This window comes from Streptomyces sp. WAC 06738, assembly GCF_003945505.1.
Classification (GTDB): Bacteria; Actinomycetota; Actinomycetes; order Streptomycetales; family Streptomycetaceae; genus Streptomyces.
The window spans coordinates 5,643,392-5,666,471 of record NZ_CP029618.1 but is presented as its reverse complement, the minus strand read 5'-3'; the positions used below and the strand labels follow the sequence as shown (position 1 = coordinate 5,666,471).

General features: G+C 74.6%; 20 protein-coding genes. 14 read left to right on the top strand and 6 right to left on the bottom strand.

The features are described 5' to 3' along the window. Nucleotides 1-9: 9 nt before the first annotated feature. Nucleotides 10-1,518, top strand: a complete 1,509-nt coding sequence (locus tag DMB38_RS25160) for a dihydroxy-acid dehydratase (RefSeq protein WP_125937065.1) — start codon at nt 10-12, stop codon at nt 1,516-1,518. A gap of 9 nt (nt 1,519-1,527) precedes the next feature. Then, complete coding sequence (locus DMB38_RS25155; RefSeq protein ID WP_125937064.1) at nt 1,528-2,541, top strand: alcohol dehydrogenase catalytic domain-containing protein; 1,014 nt, start codon at nt 1,528-1,530, stop codon at nt 2,539-2,541. Between the two features lie 63 nt (nt 2,542-2,604). On the opposite strand, the gene DMB38_RS25150 is transcribed toward DMB38_RS25155, so the two are convergent. Beyond that, a complete protein-coding gene (locus DMB38_RS25150) occupies nt 2,605-3,537 on the bottom strand; it encodes an EamA family transporter (RefSeq protein ID WP_240662452.1) in 933 nt (310 codons plus the stop codon). A gap of 72 nt (nt 3,538-3,609) precedes the next feature. On the opposite strand from DMB38_RS25150, the gene DMB38_RS25145 reads away from it, so the two are divergent. Then, a complete protein-coding gene (locus DMB38_RS25145; protein WP_125937063.1) occupies nt 3,610-4,521 on the top strand; it encodes a LysR family transcriptional regulator in 912 nt (303 codons plus the stop codon). 10 nt (nt 4,522-4,531) lie between these two features. On the opposite strand, the gene DMB38_RS25140 is transcribed toward DMB38_RS25145, so the two are convergent. Further along, nucleotides 4,532-5,752, bottom strand: coding sequence for a hypothetical protein (locus tag DMB38_RS25140; protein WP_164716100.1), 1,221 nt, complete (start codon nt 5,750-5,752; stop codon nt 4,532-4,534). 128 nt (nt 5,753-5,880) lie between these two features. On the opposite strand from DMB38_RS25140, the gene DMB38_RS25135 reads away from it, so the two are divergent. The 5 genes from DMB38_RS25135 (at nt 5,881) to DMB38_RS25115 (ending at nt 13,278) form a co-directional block, all read left to right on the top strand. Then, nucleotides 5,881-6,717 carry an NAD(P)-dependent oxidoreductase gene (locus tag DMB38_RS25135; RefSeq protein WP_125937061.1) on the top strand — a complete coding sequence of 279 codons (837 nt, stop codon included), beginning with the start codon at nt 5,881-5,883 and terminating at the stop codon, nt 6,715-6,717. A 144-nt stretch (nt 6,718-6,861) separates the two neighbouring features. Beyond that, nucleotides 6,862-7,791, top strand: coding sequence for a 5-dehydro-4-deoxyglucarate dehydratase (locus DMB38_RS25130; protein ID WP_125937060.1), 930 nt, complete (start codon nt 6,862-6,864; stop codon nt 7,789-7,791). Then, on the top strand, nt 7,788-9,059 hold the full coding sequence (locus DMB38_RS25125) for an enolase C-terminal domain-like protein (protein WP_125937059.1): 1,272 nt from the start codon (nt 7,788-7,790) through the stop codon (nt 9,057-9,059). The genes DMB38_RS25130 and DMB38_RS25125 overlap by 4 nt, the downstream gene beginning before the upstream one ends. 70 nt (nt 9,060-9,129) lie before the next feature. Next, entirely contained in the window at nt 9,130-10,710 is a 1,581-nt protein-coding gene (locus tag DMB38_RS25120) for a sodium:solute symporter family protein (protein WP_125937058.1), read from the top strand. A gap of 123 nt (nt 10,711-10,833) precedes the next feature. Continuing rightward, complete coding sequence (locus tag DMB38_RS25115) at nt 10,834-13,278, top strand: polysaccharide lyase 8 family protein (protein ID WP_125937057.1); 2,445 nt, start codon at nt 10,834-10,836, stop codon at nt 13,276-13,278. Nucleotides 13,279-13,385: 107 nt separating this feature from the next. On the opposite strand, the gene DMB38_RS25110 is transcribed toward DMB38_RS25115, so the two are convergent. Then, nucleotides 13,386-14,306, bottom strand: coding sequence for an NADP-dependent oxidoreductase (locus tag DMB38_RS25110; RefSeq protein ID WP_125937056.1), 921 nt, complete (start codon nt 14,304-14,306; stop codon nt 13,386-13,388). 63 nt (nt 14,307-14,369) lie between these two features. Between DMB38_RS25110 and DMB38_RS25105 the strand changes: the two genes are divergently transcribed. Next, nucleotides 14,370-14,768, top strand: a complete 399-nt coding sequence (locus DMB38_RS25105; RefSeq protein WP_047018038.1) for an RNA-binding S4 domain-containing protein — start codon at nt 14,370-14,372, stop codon at nt 14,766-14,768. 77 nt (nt 14,769-14,845) lie between these two features. Here DMB38_RS25105 and DMB38_RS25100 read toward each other — a convergent pair whose 3' ends face one another. Next, complete coding sequence (locus tag DMB38_RS25100; RefSeq protein ID WP_125937055.1) at nt 14,846-15,745, bottom strand: endonuclease/exonuclease/phosphatase family protein; 900 nt, start codon at nt 15,743-15,745, stop codon at nt 14,846-14,848. A 228-nt stretch (nt 15,746-15,973) separates the two neighbouring features. On the opposite strand from DMB38_RS25100, the gene DMB38_RS25095 reads away from it, so the two are divergent. Next, the gene (locus DMB38_RS25095) at nt 15,974-17,215 is read left to right on the top strand and encodes an FAD-dependent oxidoreductase (RefSeq protein ID WP_125937054.1); all 1,242 of its coding nucleotides are present in this window, start codon (nt 15,974-15,976) and stop codon (nt 17,213-17,215) included. Between the two features lie 72 nt (nt 17,216-17,287). Here DMB38_RS25095 and DMB38_RS25090 read toward each other — a convergent pair whose 3' ends face one another. Beyond that, nucleotides 17,288-18,058: a methyltransferase domain-containing protein gene (locus tag DMB38_RS25090; protein ID WP_125937053.1), complete on the bottom strand. Its 771-nt coding sequence runs from the start codon at nt 18,056-18,058 to the stop codon at nt 17,288-17,290. Nucleotides 18,059-18,188: 130 nt separating this feature from the next. Between DMB38_RS25090 and DMB38_RS25085 the strand changes: the two genes are divergently transcribed. The 3 genes from DMB38_RS25085 (at nt 18,189) to DMB38_RS25075 (ending at nt 21,847) form a co-directional block, all read left to right on the top strand. Then, on the top strand, nt 18,189-19,142 hold the full coding sequence (locus tag DMB38_RS25085) for a sigma-70 family RNA polymerase sigma factor (RefSeq protein ID WP_206337739.1): 954 nt from the start codon (nt 18,189-18,191) through the stop codon (nt 19,140-19,142). Nucleotides 19,143-19,236: 94 nt separating this feature from the next. Continuing rightward, nucleotides 19,237-20,088, top strand: a complete 852-nt coding sequence (locus tag DMB38_RS25080) for a PhzF family phenazine biosynthesis isomerase (RefSeq protein ID WP_125937051.1) — start codon at nt 19,237-19,239, stop codon at nt 20,086-20,088. A 136-nt stretch (nt 20,089-20,224) separates the two neighbouring features. Next, on the top strand, nt 20,225-21,847 hold the full coding sequence (locus tag DMB38_RS25075) for an MFS transporter (RefSeq protein ID WP_125937050.1): 1,623 nt from the start codon (nt 20,225-20,227) through the stop codon (nt 21,845-21,847). A gap of 114 nt (nt 21,848-21,961) precedes the next feature. Here DMB38_RS25075 and DMB38_RS25070 read toward each other — a convergent pair whose 3' ends face one another. After that, nucleotides 21,962-22,255, bottom strand: a complete 294-nt coding sequence (locus DMB38_RS25070; protein ID WP_125937049.1) for a hypothetical protein — start codon at nt 22,253-22,255, stop codon at nt 21,962-21,964. A 75-nt stretch (nt 22,256-22,330) separates the two neighbouring features. On the opposite strand from DMB38_RS25070, the gene DMB38_RS25065 reads away from it, so the two are divergent. After that, nucleotides 22,331-23,071 (top strand): VOC family protein, encoded by a 741-nt coding sequence (locus tag DMB38_RS25065; RefSeq protein WP_125937048.1) that lies wholly within the window; start codon nt 22,331-22,333, stop codon nt 23,069-23,071. Nucleotides 23,072-23,080 lie beyond the last annotated feature (9 nt).

The window sequence follows — 23,080 nt, the reverse complement described above, 5'->3', positions numbered from 1 at the left end:
GGACGGTGTATGGCTGCCGAGTTGCGGAGCGCCGAGTGGTACGGGGGCACGGACCGGAACGCGTACATTCACCGCGCGTGGATGCGCCGCGGTCTGCCGCACGACGCGTTCTCGGGTCGCCCTCACATCGCGATCGCCAACACGGCCTCCGACCTGACCCCCTGCAACTCCCACCTCACCGAGGTCGCCCGTTCCGTACGCGACGGCGTGCACGAGGCCGGCGGCATCCCCCTCGAACTCCCGGTGGTCTCCCTCGGCGAGACCCAGGTGCGCCCCACGGCGATGCTGTGGCGCCACATGGCGGCGATGGCCGCGGAGGAGATGTTCCGCGCCAACCCGGTCGACGGCCTGGTGCTCCTCGGCGGCTGCGACAAGACCATCCCCGCGCTGCTCATGGCCGCCGCCTCGGTGGATCTGCCCGCGCTCGTCGTCCCCGGCGGGCCGATGCTCACCGGCACGTTCCGCGGCATGCCGCTGGGCTGCGGCACGGACGTGTGGCGGCTGAGCGAGGAGGTGCGCGCGGGCAAGCTGTCGCAGCAGGAGTTCACCCGCTCCGAGTCGTCGATGATCCGCAGCCGCGGGCACTGCAACACCATGGGCACGGCCTCCACCATGGCCGTGCTCGCCGAGGCGCTGGGCATGGTCCTGCCGGGCCTGGCCGGCACGCCTGCACCCGACAGCCGGCTGCTGGAGGCGGCGCACGAGTCGGGGAAGCTCTCGGTCGAGCTGGTACGGGAGGGGCGTACCCCGTCGCGGATCGTCACCGCCGCCTCGTTCCGCAACGCGATCGTCGCGCTCGCCGCCACCGGTGGCTCCACCAACGCCGTCGTGCACCTCCTCGCCCTCGCCGGCGCGCGCATCTGGGACCCCGAGGTCGTCCGCACCCGCGACGCGCCGCTGCAGCCCAGCGCCGGCATCGCCGTGCTCCGCGGCAACCTCGCCCCGTCCGGCGCCGTCATCAAACCCGCCGCCGCCTCGCCCGAGTTGCTGCGGCACCGCGGGCGCGCGGTCGTCGTCGACAGCATCGAGGACTTCCACGCCCGCATCGACGCCCCGGACCTCGACGTCGACGCTGACTCGGTGCTCGTGCTCCGCGGCTGCGGCCCGCGCGGCTATCCCGGCATGCCGGAGGTCTCCAACATGCCGCTGCCGCGCAAGCTGCTGGAGCAGGGCGTACGCGACATGGTGCGGGTCTGCGACGGGCGGATGAGCGGCACGGCGTACGGGACGGTGGTGCTGCACGTCGCGCCGGAGGCGGCGGCGGGCGGGCCGCCGGCGCTCGTCCGCAGCGGCGACTTCATCAGCCTGGACGTGCCGGGGCGCAGCCTCACGCTGGACGTGCCGGACGCCGAACTGGCCGCGCGGACGCCGAACGCGGCGACGGTGGCGGGCTATGCGGCGCCGCGGCGCGGGTGGGAGCGGCTGTACGTGGACCACGTGCAGGGCGCGGACACCGGGGCTGACCTGGACTTCCTGGTCGGCTCCTCGGGTCCCGAGGTGAGCCGTGAGTCGCACTGAGGTGCTGCCGTGAGGGCGTTCGTGCTGCACGGCCCCGGGCAAGCGGGCGTCGTGGACGTCGAGCCGCCGGTGGCCGGGCCGGGCGAGGCGGTGGTGGACGTCGCGCGCGTGGGCGTGTGCGGGACGGATGTGGAGCTGTACTCGGGCGAGTTGCAGTATCTCCGCGACGGCCGCGCGCGGTTCCCCCTACGCCCCGGGCACGAGTGGTCGGGGCGGGTCGCGGCGGTCGGCGCCGACGTGGACCGGGGCTGGGTGGGGCGGCGGGTGATGGGCGACACGATGCTGGGCTGCCGCGCCTGCCGCCGCTGCCGGGGCGGCAGACAGCACCTGTGCGACGACCGCCAGGAGGTGGGCATCCTCGGCCGCCCGGGCGCGCTGGCGGCGCAACTGGCGGTCCCGGCACGGTCGTTGCACGCCCTGCCGGACACGGTCGACGACGTGCTGGGCGCCCTGGTGGAACCGGGCGGCAACGCGCTGCGCGCGGCGCGCGCGGCGCGGCTCGCGCCGGGCGACCGGGTCCTGGTCACCGGGCCCGGCACGATCGGGCTGCTGGCCGCGATGTTCGCCCGCCGGGCGGGCGCGGAGGTCCACCTCCTGGGCCGCGACCCGGCGACGCTGGAGTTCGCGGCGTCCCTGGGCTTCGACCGCTGCTGGACGGCGGAGTCGCTGCCTTCCGTCCCGTACGAGGCGGTGATCGACGCCTCCAACGCGGACGCGCTGCCCGCGCGGGCGGTGGAGTGGGTGGAGCCGGGCGGCACGGTGGTCTACATCGGCCTGGCGGGCACCCCGAGCCTGCTGGACACCCGCGCCCTGGCCCTGAAGGACGCCACGGCGGTGGGCATCCTGAGCGGTTCCCCGGGCCTGGCGGAGACGATCGACGCGTACGCGGACGGCTCGGTGGACCCGCGCCCGCTGATCGCGGCGACGATCGGCCTGGACGCCGTGGCGGCCACCCTGTCCGGCTCCCGCCCGGCGACCGCGGGCCCGGGCCCGAAGATCCACGTAACCCCGACCACCCCCTGACCAGCTCACCCCCGCCGGACGCACCGGGATCGCCACCCGGGGTGAAAGAAGAGCGGAGGTCGGCTATTCGGTGCGGCCGGGCGGAGTTGGATGTGTTCCTGCCGACGGTGGCTCGCAGGCAGGAGGGGGCGCGGCGGGGTGGTGGGGTACCGGTGGCCGGGGTGGCCGTTCGGCTTTCTGGTGGATCACCGTTCCGGCGCTCGCGATGCCCACGCATGCCAGAGCCGCCCACTGGACCGTTCTCAGGTGTTCGTCGAGGACCAGCACGCCCGCGAGGCCGGCGCTTGCCGGTTCGAGGCCGACCAGCACGCCCACCGTCCGTGTCGGGAGGCGCCGCAGGGCCGCCAGTTCCAGTGAGTACGGCAGCACGGCCGAGAGCACCGCGACCGTGATCCCGGTCAGCAGGACGGAAGGGGTGAGCAGTTCTGGTCCTTGCTTCGCCACGCCCAGCGGCACCGTCAGCACTGCCGCCCAGGCCAGCGCCAGCGCCAGCGCGTCTCCGCCTGTGCTCCTGGATCCCGCTTGCTTGCTCAGCAGCAGGTAGGAGGCCATACAGGTCCCGGAGGCCAGGGCGAGAAGCACACCCGCGAGCGGGAAATGGGTGCCCTGAGGAGCGTAGAAGAGCCATACTCCGGCCCCGGCCAGAACAGCGCATCCCACGTCGACGAGGCGGCGCGAACCGAGCAGTGCCAGGGTGATCGGTCCGAGGAGTTGCAGGGCGCTGGCCAGGCCCAGAGGCAGCAGGGTCAACGCGGGATAGATCAAGTTCATGCCGGCGATGGCCGTACCGAAGCCGACTATCACGCCGGCGTCCTGACGGCTGCGCGGCAGTGCGGGACGGTGGACGAGGAGCAGGATCACCGCGGCCAGGCCGAGACGCAGAGCCACTGCACCGGATGCCCCGACCGTGCCGGAGAGCTGTTTGCCGATGGCCATCCCGAACTGGATGCTCAGCACGCTGCCCAGCATCAGCGCGACAGCGGGAACCTTCGTCATCGCTCCAGGCTTGCCCGTGCAAGCATCCACGTCCAGCGAAGGTTTCCGCAGAGAATCGTTTACGCTCGCTTCATGATCGACCATCGGCTGCACGTGCTGCGCACCCTCGCGGAGGAGGGGACGGTGACGGGCGCGGCCGCGGCGCTGCACCTGTCGCCCTCTGCCGTCTCCCAGCAGTTGCGTCTGCTGGCTCGCGATCTCGGTGTGGAACTGCTGCGGCCCGAGGGGCGACGCGTGCGGCTGACGCCGGCCGCGCACGTCGTGCTCCGGCACGCCGACACGCTGTGGCTGCAGTGGGAGGAGGCCAGGGCCGAACTCGCCCAGCACAACGAGGTTCTTCGCGGCACGCTGCGATGGTGCGGCGTCTCCTCCGCACTCGCCACGCTCGCCGCACCCGCCGTCGCCGAGCTGCGGAGGACGCATCCCCTGGTGGAGCCGCTGCTCATCGAGGAAGAGAGCGTCGAGTGCTACCGGCTGCTGCTCGCCGAGGAGGCGGACGTGGCCCTGGTGCTGCCCGGCCCGGACGCGCCGCCCGTCACCGACCCCCGCTTCGAGCAGGTGCCGCTGCTCACCGACCGCCAGGATCTGCTGGTCCGTGAGGGCCACCGGCTCGCCCGGCCCGGGGGAGTCCGGCTGCAGGAAGCGGCCGATCAGGCATGGATCGTGAAGAAGCGCACCAACGACTCCTACCCGCTGGTGCTGGCGGCGTGTGCGGCCGCCGGCTTCACCCCGCGCATCGTGCACGAGGTCAAGGAGTGGTACGCGGTCTCCTCGCTCGTCGCGCAAGGGCTCGGCGTCTGCCTCCTGCCCGGGATCGTGCCGTTGCCGCAGCACCCCGTGGTGCGGGTCCCCCTGCTGGGCGACTCGGCTCCCGTACGGCGACTGCTCACCGCCGTGCGGCGCGGGAGCGCGGGCCACCCGCTCATCGAGGCGGGTCTGGAGGCGCTGCGCAACGCGGCGTCCGCCCACGCCGTGGACGGCTGACCGGCCCGGGTCAGGCGCCCAGGGCCTCCGCGATGCGGGTGAGGTCCTCGGCCGATGCCAGGCCACCGTGGTACAGGCGCAGTTCGTCCGCGCCCAGTTTCGCCGCGTGGGCCGCGTCCGCCGCCAGGGTCGCCGGGGTGCCGCCCATGCCCGAGACCACCGTGAAGTTCGCCGCCAGGGTCGTGTGCGGGCGGCGGTGCGGGGCGCAGGGGTCCAGGGCGGCGGTGCGGGCGGCGGGGCCGCCGGTGCAGGGGAGGACCAGGCCGTCCGCGAACTGCAGCACCTCCCCCGGGTCCACCCCCGCGTTCGCGCCGCAGGCGTACGGCTCCGGGGTGGCGTGCAGCAGGACGCGGAACGCGGAGTCCGGGGCCTCGGCCCGTACCGCCGCGACCGCCTCGCGCTGCAGCCGGGTCGCCGCCGCGCGCCGCCAGCCCAGCACCGCCGCCGCCCGCTCGGCGCCCAGCAGCCCCACGATCCGGGCCCAGGTGCCCGCCGCCTCCACCGCCTCGGCCGCGGCCGGCGGCGCGGCGGCGGTGCCGTCCCAGTACGGGCGCAGCGCCGCGGTGACCGCCGACCGCAGGCCGTCCGGTTCGGCGCCGTACGCGGCGTAGCCGTCGCGGCAGCGGTCGCAGAAGCAGAGAGACATCAGCAACTGCCCGGCCGCGTCCAGGGCCACCCCGCCGGTCTTGTCGTGCGCGTGCAGGTGCGCCAGCCCGTACCACCCGCACGACTCCAGCTCGCAGCCGCGCGCCCCCGGCCGGGTGGCGGCCTCCGCCGCGAGCCGGACGAGGTAGTCGCGCACGTCGGGCCGGCCGATACAGGGCGCCCAGGGGTAGCGGTCGCCGTGCGCGTTCACCACCGACGTCTCCGGATGCTCCGCGCCCAGCCGGGAGTTGTGCGCGAGGACCACCCAACTGTGCACCTCCAGACCCGCGCGGGCCAGCGCCTCGGCCGCCTCGCCGAACGGGTCGGCGGCGGCCACCCAGTCCTGCTCGTACGGGTGCAGCGCCCGGCCCGCCCACCGGCGCGCGTCCGGCGGGTAGAGCACCGCCGAGTGCCGGGCGGTGACGATGCGGTGGCGCGGGTGGCGGGGGGTCACGGCGCGGGCGGAGTGGTAGGCGGCGGCGAGCGTCACCTGCCGTACGCCCAACTCCGCGACCCGGCGCGCGGCCGCGGGGTCGCCGACGACGTCCCACGGATACAGAAAGACCGAAGCACGAGGTGTCATCATCAGGGTGTACACATTTCTGCCCGGCGTCCATATTGGTGAACAGGCACGCTAAGGCCGCCCCGACACACCGTCAAGACCGCCTCCCCGCCGCCCCGTCCACCCGGCGCCCCGCACCCCGAGGAGTCACGATGTCAGCCCAGCGCCCCCCGCGCACCGTCCTGCTCACCGGCGCCGCCGGCGGCATCGGCACCCTGATGCGCGGCCTGCTCCCCGCCCACGGCCACGAGCTGCGCCTGCTCGACCGGGTCGCCGTCACCCCGGGGCCCGAGCGCGCCGTCACCGCCGACCTCGCCGACCGCGGCGCGCTGCGCGAGGCGGTCCGCGGCGTCGACGCCGTGCTCCACCTCGCCGGGATCTCGCTGGAGTCGACCTTCGAGAAGGTTCTGCGGGCCAACATCGAGGGCACGTACCACCTCTACGAGGCCGTCCGCGAAGAGGGCGTCCGCCGGGTCGTCTTCGCCTCCAGCAACCACGCCGTCGGCTTCCACCCCCGCCCCCGCCGCGCCGGCCGCGTGCCCGCCGCCGAGCTGATCGGCACCGGCGCCGCGCACCGCCCCGACACCTTCTACGGCCTGTCCAAGTGCTTCGGCGAGGACCTGGCCCAGCTCTACTGGGACAAGCACGGGATCGAGACCGTCTCCGTACGCATCGGATCCTGCTTCCCCGAGCCGACGAGCGTGCGCATGCTCTCCCTCTGGCTCAGCCCCGCCGACGGCGCCCGCCTCTTCCACGCCGCGCTGAGCGCACCGGACGTCGGCCACACCGTGGTCTACGGCAGCTCCGCCAACACCCGCGCCTGGTGGGACCTGAGCACAGCGCGGGCGCTCGGCTACGAGCCGCAGGACGACTCCGAGGTGTACGCGGACAAGCTCCTCGCCGAGCAGGGCCCCGACGCGCCGGACGCGCCGGACCAGGCGAACCTCGGCGGCCCGTTCTGCACCGACCCGCCCATCTGGCCCCACTGAGGCCCGCGTTCGCCGCTCCCCGGCTCCCGGCAACCGCGGCCGGAACCCGCGCACACCCCCTTGACGGCCACCGTCCCCACCTCTACGTTTCCGGCACCAATTCAGATTCATATCTTTCGTTCAGATAGATGAATCGAGGTTCCGGTGCAGCTCGACGGCATCCTGTTCTTCCCCCTCACCCCCTTCGACGCCGCCGGCGCGGTGCACGAGGACGTGCTCGCCCGGCACGTCGCCGACGGCGTCGCGCACGGCGCGGGCGCGGTCTTCGCCGCCTGCGGCACCGGCGAGTTCCACGCGCTCGACGGCGCCGAGCACCGGCGCGTGGTCCGTACCGCCGTCGCGGCCACGGCGGGCCGGGTGCCGGTGTTCGCCGGGGCCGGCGGCCCGCTGCCGCACGCCGTCGCGTGCGCCAGAGCCGCCGCGGAGGCAGGCGCGGACGGGGTGCTGCTGATGCCGCCGTACCTGGTCGCCGCGCCGGAGGCGGGGCTCGTCGCGTACGTGCGCGAGGTCGCCGCCGCGACCGGCCTGCCGCTGGTCGTCTACCAGCGCGACAACGCCCGCTTCACCCCCGCGGGCGCCGCGGAGCTGGCCCTGATCCCCACGGTCACCGGCTTCAAGGACGGGCTCGGCGACATCGAGCTGATGCAGCGCGTCGTCCCGGCCGTGCACGCCGCGCTCGACGGCGGCGACGGGCCGAAGAAGGACTTCACCTTCTTCAACGGCCTGCCCACCGCCGAGGTCTCGGCCGCCGCGTACGCCGCCGTGGGCGCGCGGCTGTACTCCTCCGCCGTCTTCTGCTTCGCCCCCGAGGTGGCCCTCGCCTTCCACCGCGCGCGGGCCGCGGGCGACGACGCGCGCGTACGCCGCCTGCTGAGCGGCTTCTTCATCCCCCTCGTCCACCTGCGCAACGAAGTCCCCGGCTACGCCGTCGCGCTGGTCAAGGCCGGCGCCAGGATGCGCGGCCTGGACACCGGCGGCGTCCGGCCGCCGCTGGCCGACCCGCACCCCAAGCACCTCGCCGAGCTGGAGCGGATCGTCTCCGCGGGGCTGGAGCTGGCGGGGGCGGACCGATGACGCGGATACGCGAGATCACCGTCACCCCGGTCGCCTTCCGCGACCCGCCGCTGCTCAACGCCGCCGGCGTACACGAGCCGTGGGCCCTGCGCAGCGTCGTCGAGGTCGTCACCGACGACGGCCTCAGCGGGCTCGGCGAGAGCTACGGCGACGCCTCCCACCTGGACCGGCTGCGCGCCGCCGCCGAGGCTCTGACCGGCGCCGACGCCGGCCACCACCACGACCTCTACGCCCGCGTCGCCGCCAGCGTCGGCACCGGCGTCTTCACCGACCAGCACGGCCTCACCGGCGCCGGCAGCAACGGCAAGACCGTCGACTCCGTCTTCGCCCCCTTCGAGGTCGCCTGCCTCGACCTCGTCGGCAAGGCCACCGGGCGCCGCGTGGCGGACCTCCTCGGCGGGCCGGTGCGCGACGCCGTGCCGTACAGCGCGTACCTCTTCTACAAGTGGGCCGGCCACCCCGACGCGCCGGAGGACCGCTTCGGCGCGGCGCTCGACCCGGACGGGATCGTCGCCCAGGCGCGGCTGCTCGTCGGGGAGTACGGGTTCCGCTCGCTGAAGCTCAAGGGCGGGGTCTTCCCGCCCGACGAGGAGATCGCGGCGGTACGCGCCCTCACCGACGCCTTCCCGGGGCTGCCGCTGCGCATCGACCCCAACGCCGCCTGGACGCCGGAGACTTCCGTACGCGTCGGCACCGAGCTGGCCGGGGCCCTGGAGTACCTGGAGGACCCGGCGCCCGGCATCGAGGGGATGGCCGAGGTCGCGGCGAAGGTGCCGATGCCGCTGGCCACGAACATGGCGGTGGTCACGCACGCCCATCTGCCGCCGGCGATCGCGCACCGCGCCATCGGGGTGCTGCTGCTCGACCACCACTACTGGGGCGGGCTGCTGAAGTCGGCACAGGTGGCGGCGCTCTGCGCGACGTTCGGCATCGGCCTGTCCATGCACTCCAACTCGCACCTCGGCATCAGCCTCGCCGCGATGACGCACCTGGCCGCCGCCACCCCCAACCTCGACCACTCCTGCGACACCCACACCCCCTGGCTCACGGTGCGGGACGGCCAGGACGTGATCGCCCCCGGGGCCCTCGCCTTCGCCGGCGGCGCCGTACCGCTGCCTCCGGGTCCCGGGCTCGGCGTCGAACTCGACCGCGACGCGCTGGCCGTGCTGCACGAGCAGTACGAGAGGTGCGGCGTCCGGCGCCGCGACGACACCGCGTACATGCGCCGCTTCCACCCCGGCTTCGCCCCCGCGCGGGCCCGTTGGTGAGCGCTCGGCACGCGGCACGCGCACCACCCCCTCCCCCCACCCATCGGAGAAGACACAGGCAGGAGCCGCGATGTCCATCGCTGACTGGATCATGGTCGGGGCCTATTTCTGCGTGATGGTAGGCATCGGCTGGTGGTCGAAGAACCGCATCCACACCGTGAAGGACTTCTTCACCACCGGCGGCCGCATACCGTGGTGGCTGTCCGGCATCTCGCACCACATGTCCGGCTACAGCGCGGTGATGTTCGTCGCGTTCGCCGCCGTCGCCTACGACCACGGGCTGACGGTGTACGTGTGGTGGGCGCTCACCATCGGCCTCGGCATCGGGATCGGCGCGTTCCTCTTCGCGCCCCGCTGGGCGCGGCTGCGCGCGAAGCACGACGTGGCCTCGCCGCTGGAGTACCTGGCGAAGCGGTACAACCTGCCGACGCAGCAGGTGCTGGCGTACAGCGGGGCGCTGCTGAAGGTCGTCGACATCGCGGCCAAGTGGGTGGCGATCTCGGTGCTGCTCCAGGGCTTCGCGGACGTGCCGCTGGAGTGGGGCATCCTCTTCACCGGCGTGGCCACGATGGCGTACATGGCGGTCGGCGGGCTGTGGGCGGACGTGCTCACGGACTTCAGCCAGTTCCTCATCCAACTGCTGGCCGGTGTGGTGATGTTCTGGGCCGTGCTGGCGGAGCTGGGCGGCATCGACACGCTGTGGACGATGTGGGACGACCTGCCGGACAGCCACCACGACCCGGTCACCGGGCCGGTGACGACGACGCTCGTCCTGGCGTTCCTGCTGGTGAAGACCTTCGAGTACAACGGCGGCATGTGGAACCTGGCGCAGCGCTACATGGCCGCGCCCTCCGGCTCCGCCGCGAAGCGCTCGGCGCTGCTGTCCAGCGGGCTCTGGCTGGTGTGGCCGTTCATCCTCTTCCTGCCGATGTTCGCGGCGCCGCTCATCGTGCCGGGCCTGGAGAACAGCGAGGAGTCGTACATCGAGCTGGCGAAGGAGCTGATGCCGGCCGGTCTGACGGGACTGGTGCTGGCCGGGTTCTTCTGCCACACGATGGCGATGGTGGCCTCGGACTCCAACGTGATCTCGGCGGTCATCACCCGGGACATGGCGCCCGTGCTGGTGCCGCGGGTACGGCAGTTGACGGACCGGGCGCAGTTGACGTTCGCGCGGGTGACGACGGTGGCGTTCGTGTCGGTGAGCATGGTGATCGCGATCGCGACCGGGGGTGAGGGCTTCGTGCTCGACGTGGTCGTGGACCTGGTGGCGGCGACGATGGGGCCGATCTCGATCCCGCTGATGCTGGGCATGCTGCCGTGGTTCCGGCGCTGCGGGCCGACGGCGGCCATCGTGTCGTGGGCCGGCGGTCTGGGGCTGTGGTCGGTGCTGCACTGGGTGCTGGACGGCACCACGCAGGCCGCGCTCGTGGGGCTGCCGCTGCTGACGTCGCTGGTGCTGTACGTGGGCATCGGGCTGCTGCGGCCCGAGGGCGGCGCGGAGCAGGACGCGCTGATCGACTCGCTGGGCTCGGACCCCGAGGAGGGCGCGGCGGCCGGGGGCGCGGCGGCCGGGGACGCCTCGCCCGGCGCGGCGGCGGGGGCGAAGGACACCCAGCCGCCGGAGGCGACGGCGGACCTCACCTCGCGCTGAGCGGTTCGCTGCCGGCAACCCCCGTTCCTGCGGCGGGGGTTGCCGACTTCGGGAGCAAGCGCTTTCATCCCCCGGTGAGTACGGCCGCTTTCCTGCGAATCTCCTACGAACCGAGGGAGCCCGATGCGCCCCGTCCGCCCGCCGTTGCCCTCCCGCCGCACCCTGCTCGCCGCGAGCGCCGGGACGCTCCTCGTCCCGGCGTCCGCCACCGCCGCGTACGCCGCGGCCCCCGGCGCCGCGCCCGGTCCGCCGACCGCACCTGCCGCCGCACCCGCCGACGAGGAAGCCCTGCTGGAGCGCGCCGCCCGCATGCTCGCCGGCGACGGCTACGACCCCGCGGACCCCGACTTCGCCGCCGCCCTCGCCGACCTCGACGCCGAGGCCCGCCGCTGGTGGGACACCCTGGACCGGTCGGCGGGCCGCACCGCGCTCTGGCCCGACCTCGCCCCCGTCGCCGACGCCGGCAACTTCGGCCAGTGCTACCCGCGGCTGCGCACCCTCGCCACCGCCTGGACCGCCCCCGGCACCTCCTTCACCGGCAGCGCCGACGTCGCCGCCGCGCTGCTCGACGCGCTGCGCTTCCTCCACGACGCGGCGTACCACCCGGCCCGTACCCCGACCGGCAACTGGTGGTTCTGGGAGATCGGCGCCCCGCGCGCCCTGCTCGACTGCTGCGTCCTGCTGCGCGCCGCGCTGCCCGCCGCCGACCTCGCCGCGTACCTCGCGACCGTCGACCGCTTCGTCCCCGACCCCGACCGCCGCACGGGCGCACCCACGCTCTCCGAGACCGGTGCCAACCGCGCCGACAAGTGCGTCATCGTCGCGCTGCGCGGGCTGCTGGGCCGCAGCCCGGAGAAGACGGCGCTGGCCCGCGACGGCCTCTCCGACGTGCGCGACGGCGGGCGCAACAGCCTCTTCCAGTACGTGACCTCCGGCGACGGCTTCTACCGCGACGGCTCGTTCATCCAGCACGGCTCCGTCGCCTACACCGGCACGTACGGCGCGGTGCTCCTGGCCGCCGCGGGGCAGTTGATGGCGCTGCTCGCCGGATCGCCGTGGGCGGTCACCGACCCCGCGACGACCGTGCTCTTCGACGCCGTCGAGCGGTCGTTCGCGCCGGTGATCACCGACGGGCTGATGATGGACGCGGTACGCGGCCGGGCGATCTCCCGCGAGCGCGCGCCGGACCACATGGACGGCGCGCTCGCCGTCTCCTACGTCCTGCAGTTGGCGGAGGCAGCCCCCGCGGAGCAGGCCGCGCGGTGGCACGCGGCGGCGAAGGGCTGGATCGAGCGGCAGTCGGCCTACCCGTACCTCTCGCTCGTCGGCCTCCCGCACGTCCAGCGGGCCAAGGCCGTGCTCGCCGACCCCGCGGTGCCGGCGGCACCACCGCTCACGGGACACCACTGCTTCGCCGCCATGGAGCGCGTCGTGCACCGGCGGCCCGGCTGGTCGTACGCGCTGTCGCTGTCGTCGAAGCGCGTCGCCGCGTACGAGGCGGGCAACGGCGAGAACGGCCACGGCTGGTACACCGGCGACGGCATGGGCTACCTCTACCTCCCGGGCGACCAGGGGCAGTTCGGCGACGCCTTCTGGCCCACGGTGAACGCGTACCGGCTGCCCGGCACGACGGTCGACACCCGCCCGCGCGCCGACCTGGGGACGGTGTGGACGGAGTTCCGCCCGGCGAACGAGGTGTCGGGCGGCGCGGTGCTGCACGGGCGGTACGGGGCGGCGGCGTTCGAGCTGCGGGCGGACGGCAGCTCGCTGCGGGCCAGAAAGACGTGGTTCTTCCTGGACGACGCGGTGGTCGCGCTGGGCGCGGACATCGCGGCGGGCGACGGCAGGGTGATCGAGACGACGGTGGAGAACCGCGCCCTGCGCGGGGACGGCGCGCCGGCGTTCGTGGTGGACGGGCGGCGGCAGCCGGAAGAGCCCGGCGGGGAACGGGACTTCGGCGGGGCGCGGTGGGCGCACCTGGAGGGAGTCGGCGGGTATGTCTTCCTCGACGCGGACGGAGGCTCCCGGCTGCGGGCGCTGCGCGAGGACCGTACGGGCGCGTGGCGGGACATCAACACCGGCGCCGACACGGGCGGCTCCACCACCCCGCACACCCGGCGCTACCTGACGCTCTGGCTGGACCACGGCACGTCGCCGGCCGGCGCGCGCTACGCGTACGCGCTGCTGCCCACGGCGAGCCGGGTGGCGACGGCGGCGTGGTCGGCGCGCGGCCCCGTACGGGTGGCGGCGAACGACGCGGCGGCGCAGGCGGTCGAGATCCGCCATCTCGGCCTGACGGCGGCCCACTTCTGGACGGCGGCCACGGCGGCGGGCATCCGCAGCGAAGGACCGGCCACGGTGCTGCTGCGGCACCGCGACGACACGATCTCCCTGGCGGTCTCCGACCCCGGTCACACGGCGGCGGAGATCCGCCTCGAACTCCCGCTGCCCGTCCGCGCGGTGACGAGCGCGGACCCGACGGTGGAGGTGACACCGGGCAGGCGGGGCCGGGTGACGGTACGGACGGAAGGCTCCCGGGGCGCGACGCACCGGGCGGAGCTGCGGTAGCGCCGGACACGGTGCCGGGGTGACCCCGTGACGGCATGCACGGGGTCACCCCGCGGGTGGCGGAGGGGGCGGCGGCCCGGTGCGCCCCGCCCCCGGGAGCCGCCGGTCTACGGCACGTCCAGGACCAGCTTGCCCCTCGTACGGCCCGACTCGCTGCGGCGGAACGCCTCCGCCGCCTCCGCCAGCGGCAGAGCGTCGACGTGCACCGTCAGCTTGCCCGCCGCCGCGAGTCCCGCCAGATGCGCCAGGCCCTCCGCGTCCGGGCGGACCCACACCACCTGCCCGCCCAGCTTCTTCACCTCGCCGTCCGCGATCGACGCCGAGCGCGCCGGGTCCTTGAGCACGTCGTGCGAGACCTGCACCGCCCCGCCGCCCGCGAAGTCCACCGCCGCGTCCACCCCGCCGGGGGCCAGCTCCCGCACCCGGTCGGCGAGTCCTTCGCCGTACGTCACGGGCTCGGCGCCCAGCGAGCGGAGGAAGTCGTGGTTGCGCTCGCTCGCAGTGGTGATCACGCGCGCCCCGCGGAGGACCGCGAGCTGCACGCCCAGCGAGCCGACGCCGCCCGCGCCGCCGTGGACGAGCACCGTCTCGCCGTCCCCCGCGCCCACCCGGTCCAGCGAGCGCAGCGCGGTGAGCCCGGCCAGCGGCAGCGCCGCGGCCTCCCGCCAGCCCAGCGCGGCGGGCTTGTGGGTGAGGGTCCGTACGGGCGCGGCGACGTACTCCGCGTAGGTGCCCTGCCCGACCTCGTCCCGGCGCACGTACCCCAGCACCTCGTCGCCGACGGCGAACTCCGGGGTGTCCGCGCCCAGTTCCTCCACCACGCCGGCCGCGTCCCAGCCGGGGATCAGCGGGAAGCGGACGTACATCATGGGATCGAGCCAGCCCTTCGCGACCTTCCAGTCGACGGGGTTCACCCCGGCCGCCTTCACCCGCACCAGCACCTGATCGGGACCGACTTTGGGCTTGGGCACCTCGTCGAGTCGCAGGTTCTCGGGGCCGCCGTAACTGTCCGTGATGATCGCCTTCATGCTCCCCTCCAAGGTCGGGTCGGACGGGATTATTCCGGAAGCGCGCCCCGTAGAGTCGATGACATGGCTGGAGAGGACGGGAGCGTACGGGTCGACAGCTGGATCTGGTCCGTACGGCTCACCAAGACCCGCTCCGCGGCTGCCACCGCCTGCAAGGCGGGGCACGTCCGCGTCAACGGCGACCGCGTGAAGCCGGCCCAGGCGCTGCGGGTCGGCGACGAGGTGCGGGTGCGGCTGGCCGGGCGGGAGCGGATCGTCGTGGTCAAGCGGCTGCTGCGCAAGCGCGTCGGCGCGCCGGTGGCCGTCGAGTGCTACGCGGACCACAGCCCGCCCCCGCCGCCGCGCGAGATGGCCGCCCCGGTCGCCCGCCGCGACCGTGGCACGGGCCGGCCGACGAAGCGGGACCGCCGCGAACTGGAACGCCTCCGCGGCCGGGCGGAACGGGACGGGGCCGAGGGCTAGGCATAGGACCAGGGCGGGGCCGCCCGGTCGCGGAGCCGGGGCGCCGGCGGCCGTGCGGGCCGCCGGCGCCCGGGGCGTCAGAAGCGGAGGAACGCCTGCACCGGCAGGTGGTCGCTGGGGAACTGGCCGCCGCGCTCGTACGTGTTGATCTTGGCGTACCGCGTCCGCACGCCCGGCGTGACGAGGATCCAGTCGATGCGGTCGCCGTCCGGCACCAGCGGCCGGTAGCCGTGGAACGTGGCGTACGCGTCGCTGCGCCGCTCCGCCGCGTCCCAGGTGTCCACCAGGCCGCCGCCCACGAGCATCGCGTCGTAGACGGGGTTGCGGTGGGCGGGGACGTTGAAGTCGCCGGTGACGACCCGCGGCAGCGAGGCGTCGAACTCCGCGAAGCGGCTGGTGATGAGGTCGGCGGAGAGCTCGCGCGCCTGCTGGTTGACGTGGTCGAGGTGGGTGTTGACGTGGTAGAACTCGCCGCCCGTGACCAGGTCGCGGAAGCGGATCCAGGTGACCATCCGCAGCACGGCGTTGCCCCAGGTGTTGGAGCCGATCAGGTAGGGCTCGTCGGAGAGCCAGTAGTGGTCGAACGCGACCGGGGCCAGCCGGCGGATGTCGTAGAACACCGCCATGAACTCGTCCTTGCTGCCGCCCTTCCGGCCGGTGCCGATCCAGGCGTGGTGGCGGCCGAGATCGGCGGCGATGTCGAGCAGTTGCGGGTACAGCCCCTCCTGGGTGCCGACGAGGTGCGGTTCCTCGGCGTGCAGCAGGGCGCGCATCACGGGGCGGCGCTCGGGCCAGGAGTTGGGCGGGGCGGCGGAGGCGTAGCGGAGGTTGAAGCTCATGACGTGCAGTTCGTCCTCGCCGTCGCCGCTCGCGCGGCTGTCGGCCCGCGCCTCGGCGAACCCGGCGACGGTCGGGGCGAGGGCGGCGGCGGCCGCGGTGCCGAGGGCGCGGCGGCGGGTGAAGGGGAACTCGGGCATGGGACACCTCTCCGTTCGGGGGGTGTGACGTGGGGAGAGTCTCAGGCGGCGAGATGAGAGGGAAGTGACGCGCACACGTCAGCGATACGAACTGAAGATCACCCGGCTGCGGACCCGGACGCGCGCCGCTCCCGTCGCACTGTGACCCACGTCACGTGCCGTACCTGTCAGCAATCGCGGCGCTGTCCCGCTCAGGTCACGAAGCAAGCGACCGAGAGGGAGCCGCACATGAAGCACCGCATCGTCGTCCTCGGCGCCGGCTACGCCGGCGCCTACACGGCCGGGAACCTGGCCCGCCGGCTGTCCCCCGCGGACACCGGGATCACCGTGGTCAACGCGGTGCCGGAGTTCGTCCAGCGGCTGCGGCTGCACCGGCTCGCCGCCGGCGGGGAGATCGCGGCGCCGCGGCTGGCCGACGTCTTCGCGGGCACGGGGATACGGCTGCGGGTGGCCCGCGTCACCGCCCTCGCCCCGGAGAGCCGGATCGTCGCCGTGGCCGATGCCGACGGCGGCGGCCTGCTGCACTACGACACGCTCGTCTACGCCCTGGGCAGCCGCGTCGCCCACCGCGGCGTGCCCGGGGTGGCCGAGCACGCCTTCCACGTCACCGCCAGGCCCGCGGCGCTGCGGCTGCGCGACCGGCTGGACGGCCTGGACAGCAAGGGCGAGGGCGGCGCGGTACTGGTCGTCGGTGACGGGCTGACCGGCATCGAGACCGCCACCGAGATCGCCGAGGCCAGGCCGGGACTGTCCGTGACCCTCGTCGCCCGCGGCGAGCTGGGCGCCCGGCTCTCCCCCGGTGCCCGCGCCCACCTGCGCCGGGCCTGTGACCGGCTGGGCATCGCCGTCCGTGAGCACACCCGGGTCGAGGCCGTGGAGGCGGCGGGGGTGCGGTGCGCGGACGGCACCGCCGTGGCGTCCGACGTCACCGTGTGGACCGGGGGGTTCGCGGTCGACCCGCTGGCAGCCGCCGCCGGTCTCGAGGTCACGGACACCGGGCAGTTGGCCGTCGACCGCACCATGCGGTCGGTCTCGCACCCCGACGTCTACGGCGTCGGCGACAGCGTCTGCGCCATCGGCGACAACGGCCGGCCGCTGCCGATGTCCTGCGGTTCCGCCGGCCACACCGGCAGGCAGGCCATCGGCGCGATCGTGGGCCACCTCACCGGGCGCGAGGTCGCGTACACGAAGCTGGTCCACACGTTCAACCACATCAGCCTCGGGCGGCGGGACGGGATCCTGCAGCCCGTCGACGACGCGGCGGAGGCCAGGCGGGGGTACGTGGCCGGCCGGACGGCCGCGCGGGTCAAGGCGGCCATCGTCCGCGGCTCGCTGTGGGGCACCCTGCACCCGACGTACGGCCTGCCCAAGCGGCGGCGCCGCCTTGCCGCCGCGGCGGGGAGGGCGACCGAGACCGCACCGGACCCCTCGTGGGACGCGACCGCCGAGAACCCTTCCGTGGCCGCCTAGTTGTACCGGACGGCGGCCGCCGGTGCCGCGGAGGTCCCGCACGGCCCGGGTTCCGGACAGCCGGACGGCGGTTCAGGCGGACGCGGCGGCCACGAAGACGGGCACGGCGACGAGGAACCGGCCGGCCTCGGCCCGCCTGCGCTGTTCCGCGAGCCACGCGTCCGCCCGGTCCCGGGCGACGGCGCCGCTCTCGCAGGCAGGACCCGCGAGCCTCGCGACCAGGGGCAGCATCGCGGGGTCGGTGAAGACGCTGGTGTGCACCTCGACCGTGACGTCGGCGAAGCCCCCGGCCAGGAGCATGCCGCGGTACTGGCGGCCGGCGCGGGGCGCGCCCAGGAGGTCGGCGCGGGCGTGCACGATCGTGCGGGTGAGCGCGGCGTCGTCCGAGTCGATCATGAGGGCGTCCCAGTCCTGCCCGACGAGGACGATCCGGCCGCCCGGGCGGAGGACCCGCCGCGCCTCCGCCACCGCGCGCTCCGGCTCCCGGAGGACGTGGAAGACCTTGTCGGCGCGGTAACCGTGGACGCTTTCGTCGGCGAACGGCAGTTCCTCCGCCCCGGCCGCCCGGAACTCGGCCTCCGGCCACCGCTCCCGGGCCGCGGCGAGCATCCGCGGGCTGGGGTCCACTCCCACCGCGCGGACGCCGCGTCCGGTCAGCTCGGCGACGGCCCGGCCGGCGCCGCAGCCGACGTCGACGACGGTCGAGCCCGGGGCGGGGGCGAGCAGTTCGTAGGAGCGGTCCCGCAGCCGGGTCGCGCCCGGCATCCGGTCCGCTGCATCGATGACGGCCAGCAGGTTTTCGGTGTCGCGGTGCGCTGCCACCGCTTCCTGGTTCGTGGACATGGACGCCATGCTGCGACTTCATGTCGGCATGAGGTCAAGCGCGGCCGGCGGGCCGCGGCGTCCGGCGGGCGAGCCGCCGGCCGCGAGCGCGGCACCGGCCCCGGGAGAGGGAGGATCTAGGGTGGAGCGCATGGACGGCACCGCGACCGACCGCTTCGACACCGGGCGGTTCGAGGCCGGCCGGGCCCGGCTGCTGTCGCTGGCCTACCGGATGCTGGGGTCCGCCGCCGATGCCGAGGACGCCGTGCAGGACGCGTACCTGCGCTGGCAGGCCGCCGACCGGCGGCGGATCGAGGTGCCGGAGGCGTGGCTGACCAAGGTGGTCACCAACCTCTGCCTCGACCGGCTCCGTTCGGCCCGCGCCCGCCGCGAACGCAGCGTCGGCGCCTGGCTGCCGGAACCGGTCCTCGACGGCGACCCGGTGCTCGGCCCCGCCGACACCTTCGAGCAGCGCGAGTCGGTGTCGCTCGCCGTCCTGACCCTCATGGAACGACTGTCGCCCGTCCAGCGGGCCGTCTACCTCCTGCACGAGACCTTCTCCTACGGCCACGCCGAGATCGCCGGGATCCTCGGCGTCTCCGAATCCGCCAGCCAGCAGCACCTGCACCGGGCCCGCCGCCGTGTCACCGCCACGCGCCACCGCGGCGGCGAGGTCGATCCGGCGGTCGCCCTGCGGATCGCCGAGGAGTTCTTCACCGCCGCCGCCTCGGGCCGTACGGAACGGCTGGTGGAACTCCTCACCGACGACGCGACGGCGATCTCCGACGGCGCCGGCCTGACCGGGACGATGCTGCGGTACGACACCCCGCGGCGGATCGCCGCCGTCGCCCGGGCGGGATTCGCCTCCTCGGCCGCGAAACGGCACTTCGCGGGCGGCATACCCGCCGTCCACTCCGCGCACGTGAACGGCGGCCCGGCCATCCTCTTCGTGGTGGGCGGCAAGGTCTTCGGCGCCGTGACGTTCGACCTCGCCCACGGGAAGATCGCGCTGGTGCGCGGCATCGCCGACCCGGCCCGGCTGGGCCGCCTCAACGAAGCCTGGCGGCGGTACGAACCGGGCCCGCCCGTGCTTGCGAGCTGGTGACCCGGATCCCGCCGCCCCGGCCGCCCCCGGCGTCCGTCCGGCACCGCCGCGTACCTGCGGGAACACCGAGCGCACCGCCGCGGGTTGCCCCTGCATGACCGACGTACTGCGTTACACCGCCTTCAGCACCGACCCCGCCGGCGGCAACCGGGCCGGTGTCGTCCTCGACGCCGCCGGGCTCTCCGACGAGCGGATGGCCGCCATCGCGGCCGACGTGGGCTACTCGGAGACCGCCTTCCTCACCCCGGGCCCCGCGGACGAGGCCGGCGCCGGCCGGTCGTTCACCGCCCGCTACTTCAGCCCCGCCGCCGAGGTCCCCTTCTGCGGCCACGCCACCGTCGCGACCGCCGTCGCGCTCGCCGAGCGCCTGGGCGCCGGCGACTTCGCGCTGCACACCCGGCCCGGCCGGGTCCCGGTGGCGGTGACCGAGGCGGACGGGGTGCTGAAGGCGACGCTCAGCAGCGTCGAGCCGCACGTCCGGGAGGCCGCGGACGCCGACGTCGCCGAGGCGCTGGCGGCGCTGCGCTGGTCCGCCGCCGAGCTGGACCCCGCGCTGCCCCCGCGCATCGCCTTCGCCGGGGCGCACCACCTCGTCCTCGCCGCCGCCACCCGCGCCCGTCTCGCCGACCTCGACTACGACTTCGGCCGGCTGCGCGCCCTGATGGAGAAGCTGGACCTCACCACCGTCCAGCTCGTCTGGCGCGAGTCCCCCGCCGTCTTCCACGTCCGCGACCCGTTCCCCGTCGGCGGCGTCGTGGAGGACGCGGCCACCGGCGCGGCGGCGGCCTCCTTCGGCGCGTACCTCCGCGAACTCGGCCTCGCCGCCGGGCAGGACCGGCTCACCCTCCACCAGGGCCACGACATGGGCAGCCCCTCGCTGCTGGAGGTGGAGCTGCGCGCGGGCGATCCCCGGGTGCACGTGACGGGCGCGGCGGTCCGCCTCTGAGGCATGCCATGTGATCCGCCTCACATTCGGGATTTCCGCCGCTCCGCTGTCGAAATCCGTCCCGCTCGCTCGACGCACGGGTGAGAGGCGCCCGAAGGGGGCGCCGGACGGTCGTTTCCGACAAGGAGCACACCTCATGGCCACCGACATCGCGAATCGGGCCGGGCGGCGGGAGTGGATCGGGCTCGCGGTGCTCGCGCTGCCCGTCCTGCTCATCTCCATCGACGTCTTCGTCCTGCTGCTCGCCCTGCCCCACCTCAGCGCCGACCTCGGGGCGAGCAGCACCGAGCAGCTCTGGATCATGGACATCTACGGGTTCATGCTCTCCGGCTTCCTCGTCACGATGGGCACCCTCGGCGACCGCATCGGGCGCCGCCGCCTGCTGCTCACCGGCGCGGCGGCGTTCAGCGTCGCCTCCGTCGTCGCCGCGTACTCCACCGGCCCGGAGATGCTGATCGCCTCCCGCGCCCTGCTCGGCATCGCGGGCGCGACGCTGGCGCCGTCGACGCTGGCGCTGATCACCACCATGTTCCGGGACCCCCGGCAGCGGTCGGCCGCCATCGGCGTCTGGTTCATGTGCTTCATGGGCGGCGCGGCGATCGGCCCGCTGGTCGGCGGGGCGATGCTGGAGCACTTCTGGTGGGGCTCGGCGTTCCTGCTCGGGGTGCCCGCGATGGTGCTGCTGCTGGTCCTGGGCCCGATCGTGCTGCCCGAGTACCGCGACACCGGGGCGGGCCGGCTGGACCTGGCGAGCGTGGCGCTGTCGCTGGCGGCGGTGCTGCCGCTGGTGTACGCGGTGAAGGAGCTGGCGAAGGACGGCTGGGCACCGGTGCCGCTGGCGGCGCTCGCGGCGGGCGGGGCGTTCGGGACCGTCTTCGTCCGCCGCCAGCAGCGGCTGGAGCACCCGCTGATGGACCTGCGGCTCTTCCGCAACCGGGCCTTCTGCACCGCCCTCGGCGGGATGTTCGCCGGCACGTTCCTCATGGGCGCGCTGATGCTGTTCATCACGCAGTACCTGCAGATGGTGCAGGGGCTCACGCCGCTGAAGGCGGGCCTGTGGATGCTGCCCGCGGTGGCGGCCTCGGGGTTCAGCTTCGGCCTCGCCCCCGTCGCGGCCCGCTACGTCCGCCCGGCCCGGCTCATCGGCGGCGGGCTCTGCGTCTCCGTCGTGGGCCTGCTGCTGCTCGTCGTGGCCGACGTGTCCGGCGGACTGCCGTACGTCGTCACGGGGTTCGCGCTCATCAACCTGGGGGCGGGGCCGCTGGTGACCCTCGGCACCGACCTGGTCGTCAGCTCCGCGCCGCCGGAGAAGGCGGGTTCGGCGGCGGCGATGAACGAGACCAGCGGCGAGTTCGGCTACGCGCTGGGCATCGCGACCCTGGGCAGCATCGGCACGATCGTCTACCGCGGGCAGATGGAGGACGGCATGCCGGCCGGCACCCCGGGCCCGGCGGCGGACGCCGCCCGGGAGGGCATCACCGGCGCGGCCACCGCGGCGGCGGACCTGCCGGCGCGGACGGCGGAGGCGCTGCTGACGCCGGCGCGGGAGGCGTACGTGAGCGGAATGCATGTGGCGGCGGTCATCGCGGCGGTGCTGCTCGCGGGGGTGGCGGTCCTGGCCGTACGCCTCCTGAACCACGTCCCGCCGACGGGCACGGCGCCGCAGGAGCCGGCACAGGACGGCGAGGCGCCGGACGCCGCCGGACCGGACGCCACCGGCGACGGCACAGCGCCCGCCCCGGAGCCGGTACGCGGCTGAGCGCGGCCCGGCCGCGTCACCCGTAGACCCGCACCCCGTCGAACCGCCCCCGGGGCGGGCGGACTTCCCGCCCGCCCGGACGGCTGTCCGGGGCCGGCCCGCCGCCCCCGGCCCTCAGCCGCCCGGCGGCCGTGCCGCCTCGCGCAGCGCCATCCGCGCCGCGACCGTACCCCCGTTCAGCGTCTCCCAGAACGGGTGGATGGATATCTCGATGGACAGGTCGCGGAACCTCTTCCGCAGCACCGTCTCCTGCCGGTCGAGCTCGGGTGTCCACCCGCTGCCGGCCCGGTGCTCGACGCCCGCGCTGTCCGTGTACGGGCGCAGCGGGAACTCCTCCAACCGCTGCGCGACGGCGAACCACTCCCGCTTCGCCCGCAGCAACTCCTCCGGAAACTCGTAGTCGCTCACGACTCGCTATCATACGTGTGTTCGATTTTCAGAAGCGAGCCGCCACGCACGACACGGGTGCATAGGATCGCCGGTATGCCTCTGCGACCCGTCCAGGTGAACATCAAGGCCGTCGACCACCCGGCGGTCGGCCGGTTCTGGGCGGAGGCGCTCGGCTGGGAGGTGCAGGCGTCCGGCGCCACCACCTACGTCGCCCCCGCGGGCGGCCTCCGGTGGCCGCACCCGGCCGTCCTCGGCATCGACGTCGTGCCCGTACCGGAACCCAAGACGGCGGCGAAGAACCGCGTGCACCTCGACCTCGCCACCCTCTCGGCGGCCCACCAGGAGGAGCTGGTCGACCGCCTCCGTGCGCTCGGCGCGGCCCCCGTGGACGTGGGCCAGGCGGAGGTGCCCTGGACGGTGCTCGCCGACCCGGAGGGCAACGAGTTCTGCGTGCTGGAGCCGCGGGACGTCTACCGGGACACCGGGCCGGTCGCCGCGGTGGTCGTCGACTGCGCGGACCCGCGGGCCATGGCCCGCTTCTGGGGCGCGGCGACGGACTGGAAGGTGCACGAGGTGAGCGACGAGCACGGGGTGCTCCGCGCCGCCGCGGGCACGGGCCCGTACCTCGAACTCCTCCGCGTCCCGGACCCGAAGACCGCCCCCGACCGGATCCACCTCGACCTGCTGCCGTACCCCGGCGACGACAAGGAGGCGGAGGTGGCCCGGCTGCGCGCCCTCGGCGCCCGCGACCTCGACGTCGGCCAGGGCGACGCCCCGTGGACCTGCCTGACCGACCCGGAGGACCACGAGTTCTGCGTCCTCGCCCTGCCGTGACACGCCCTG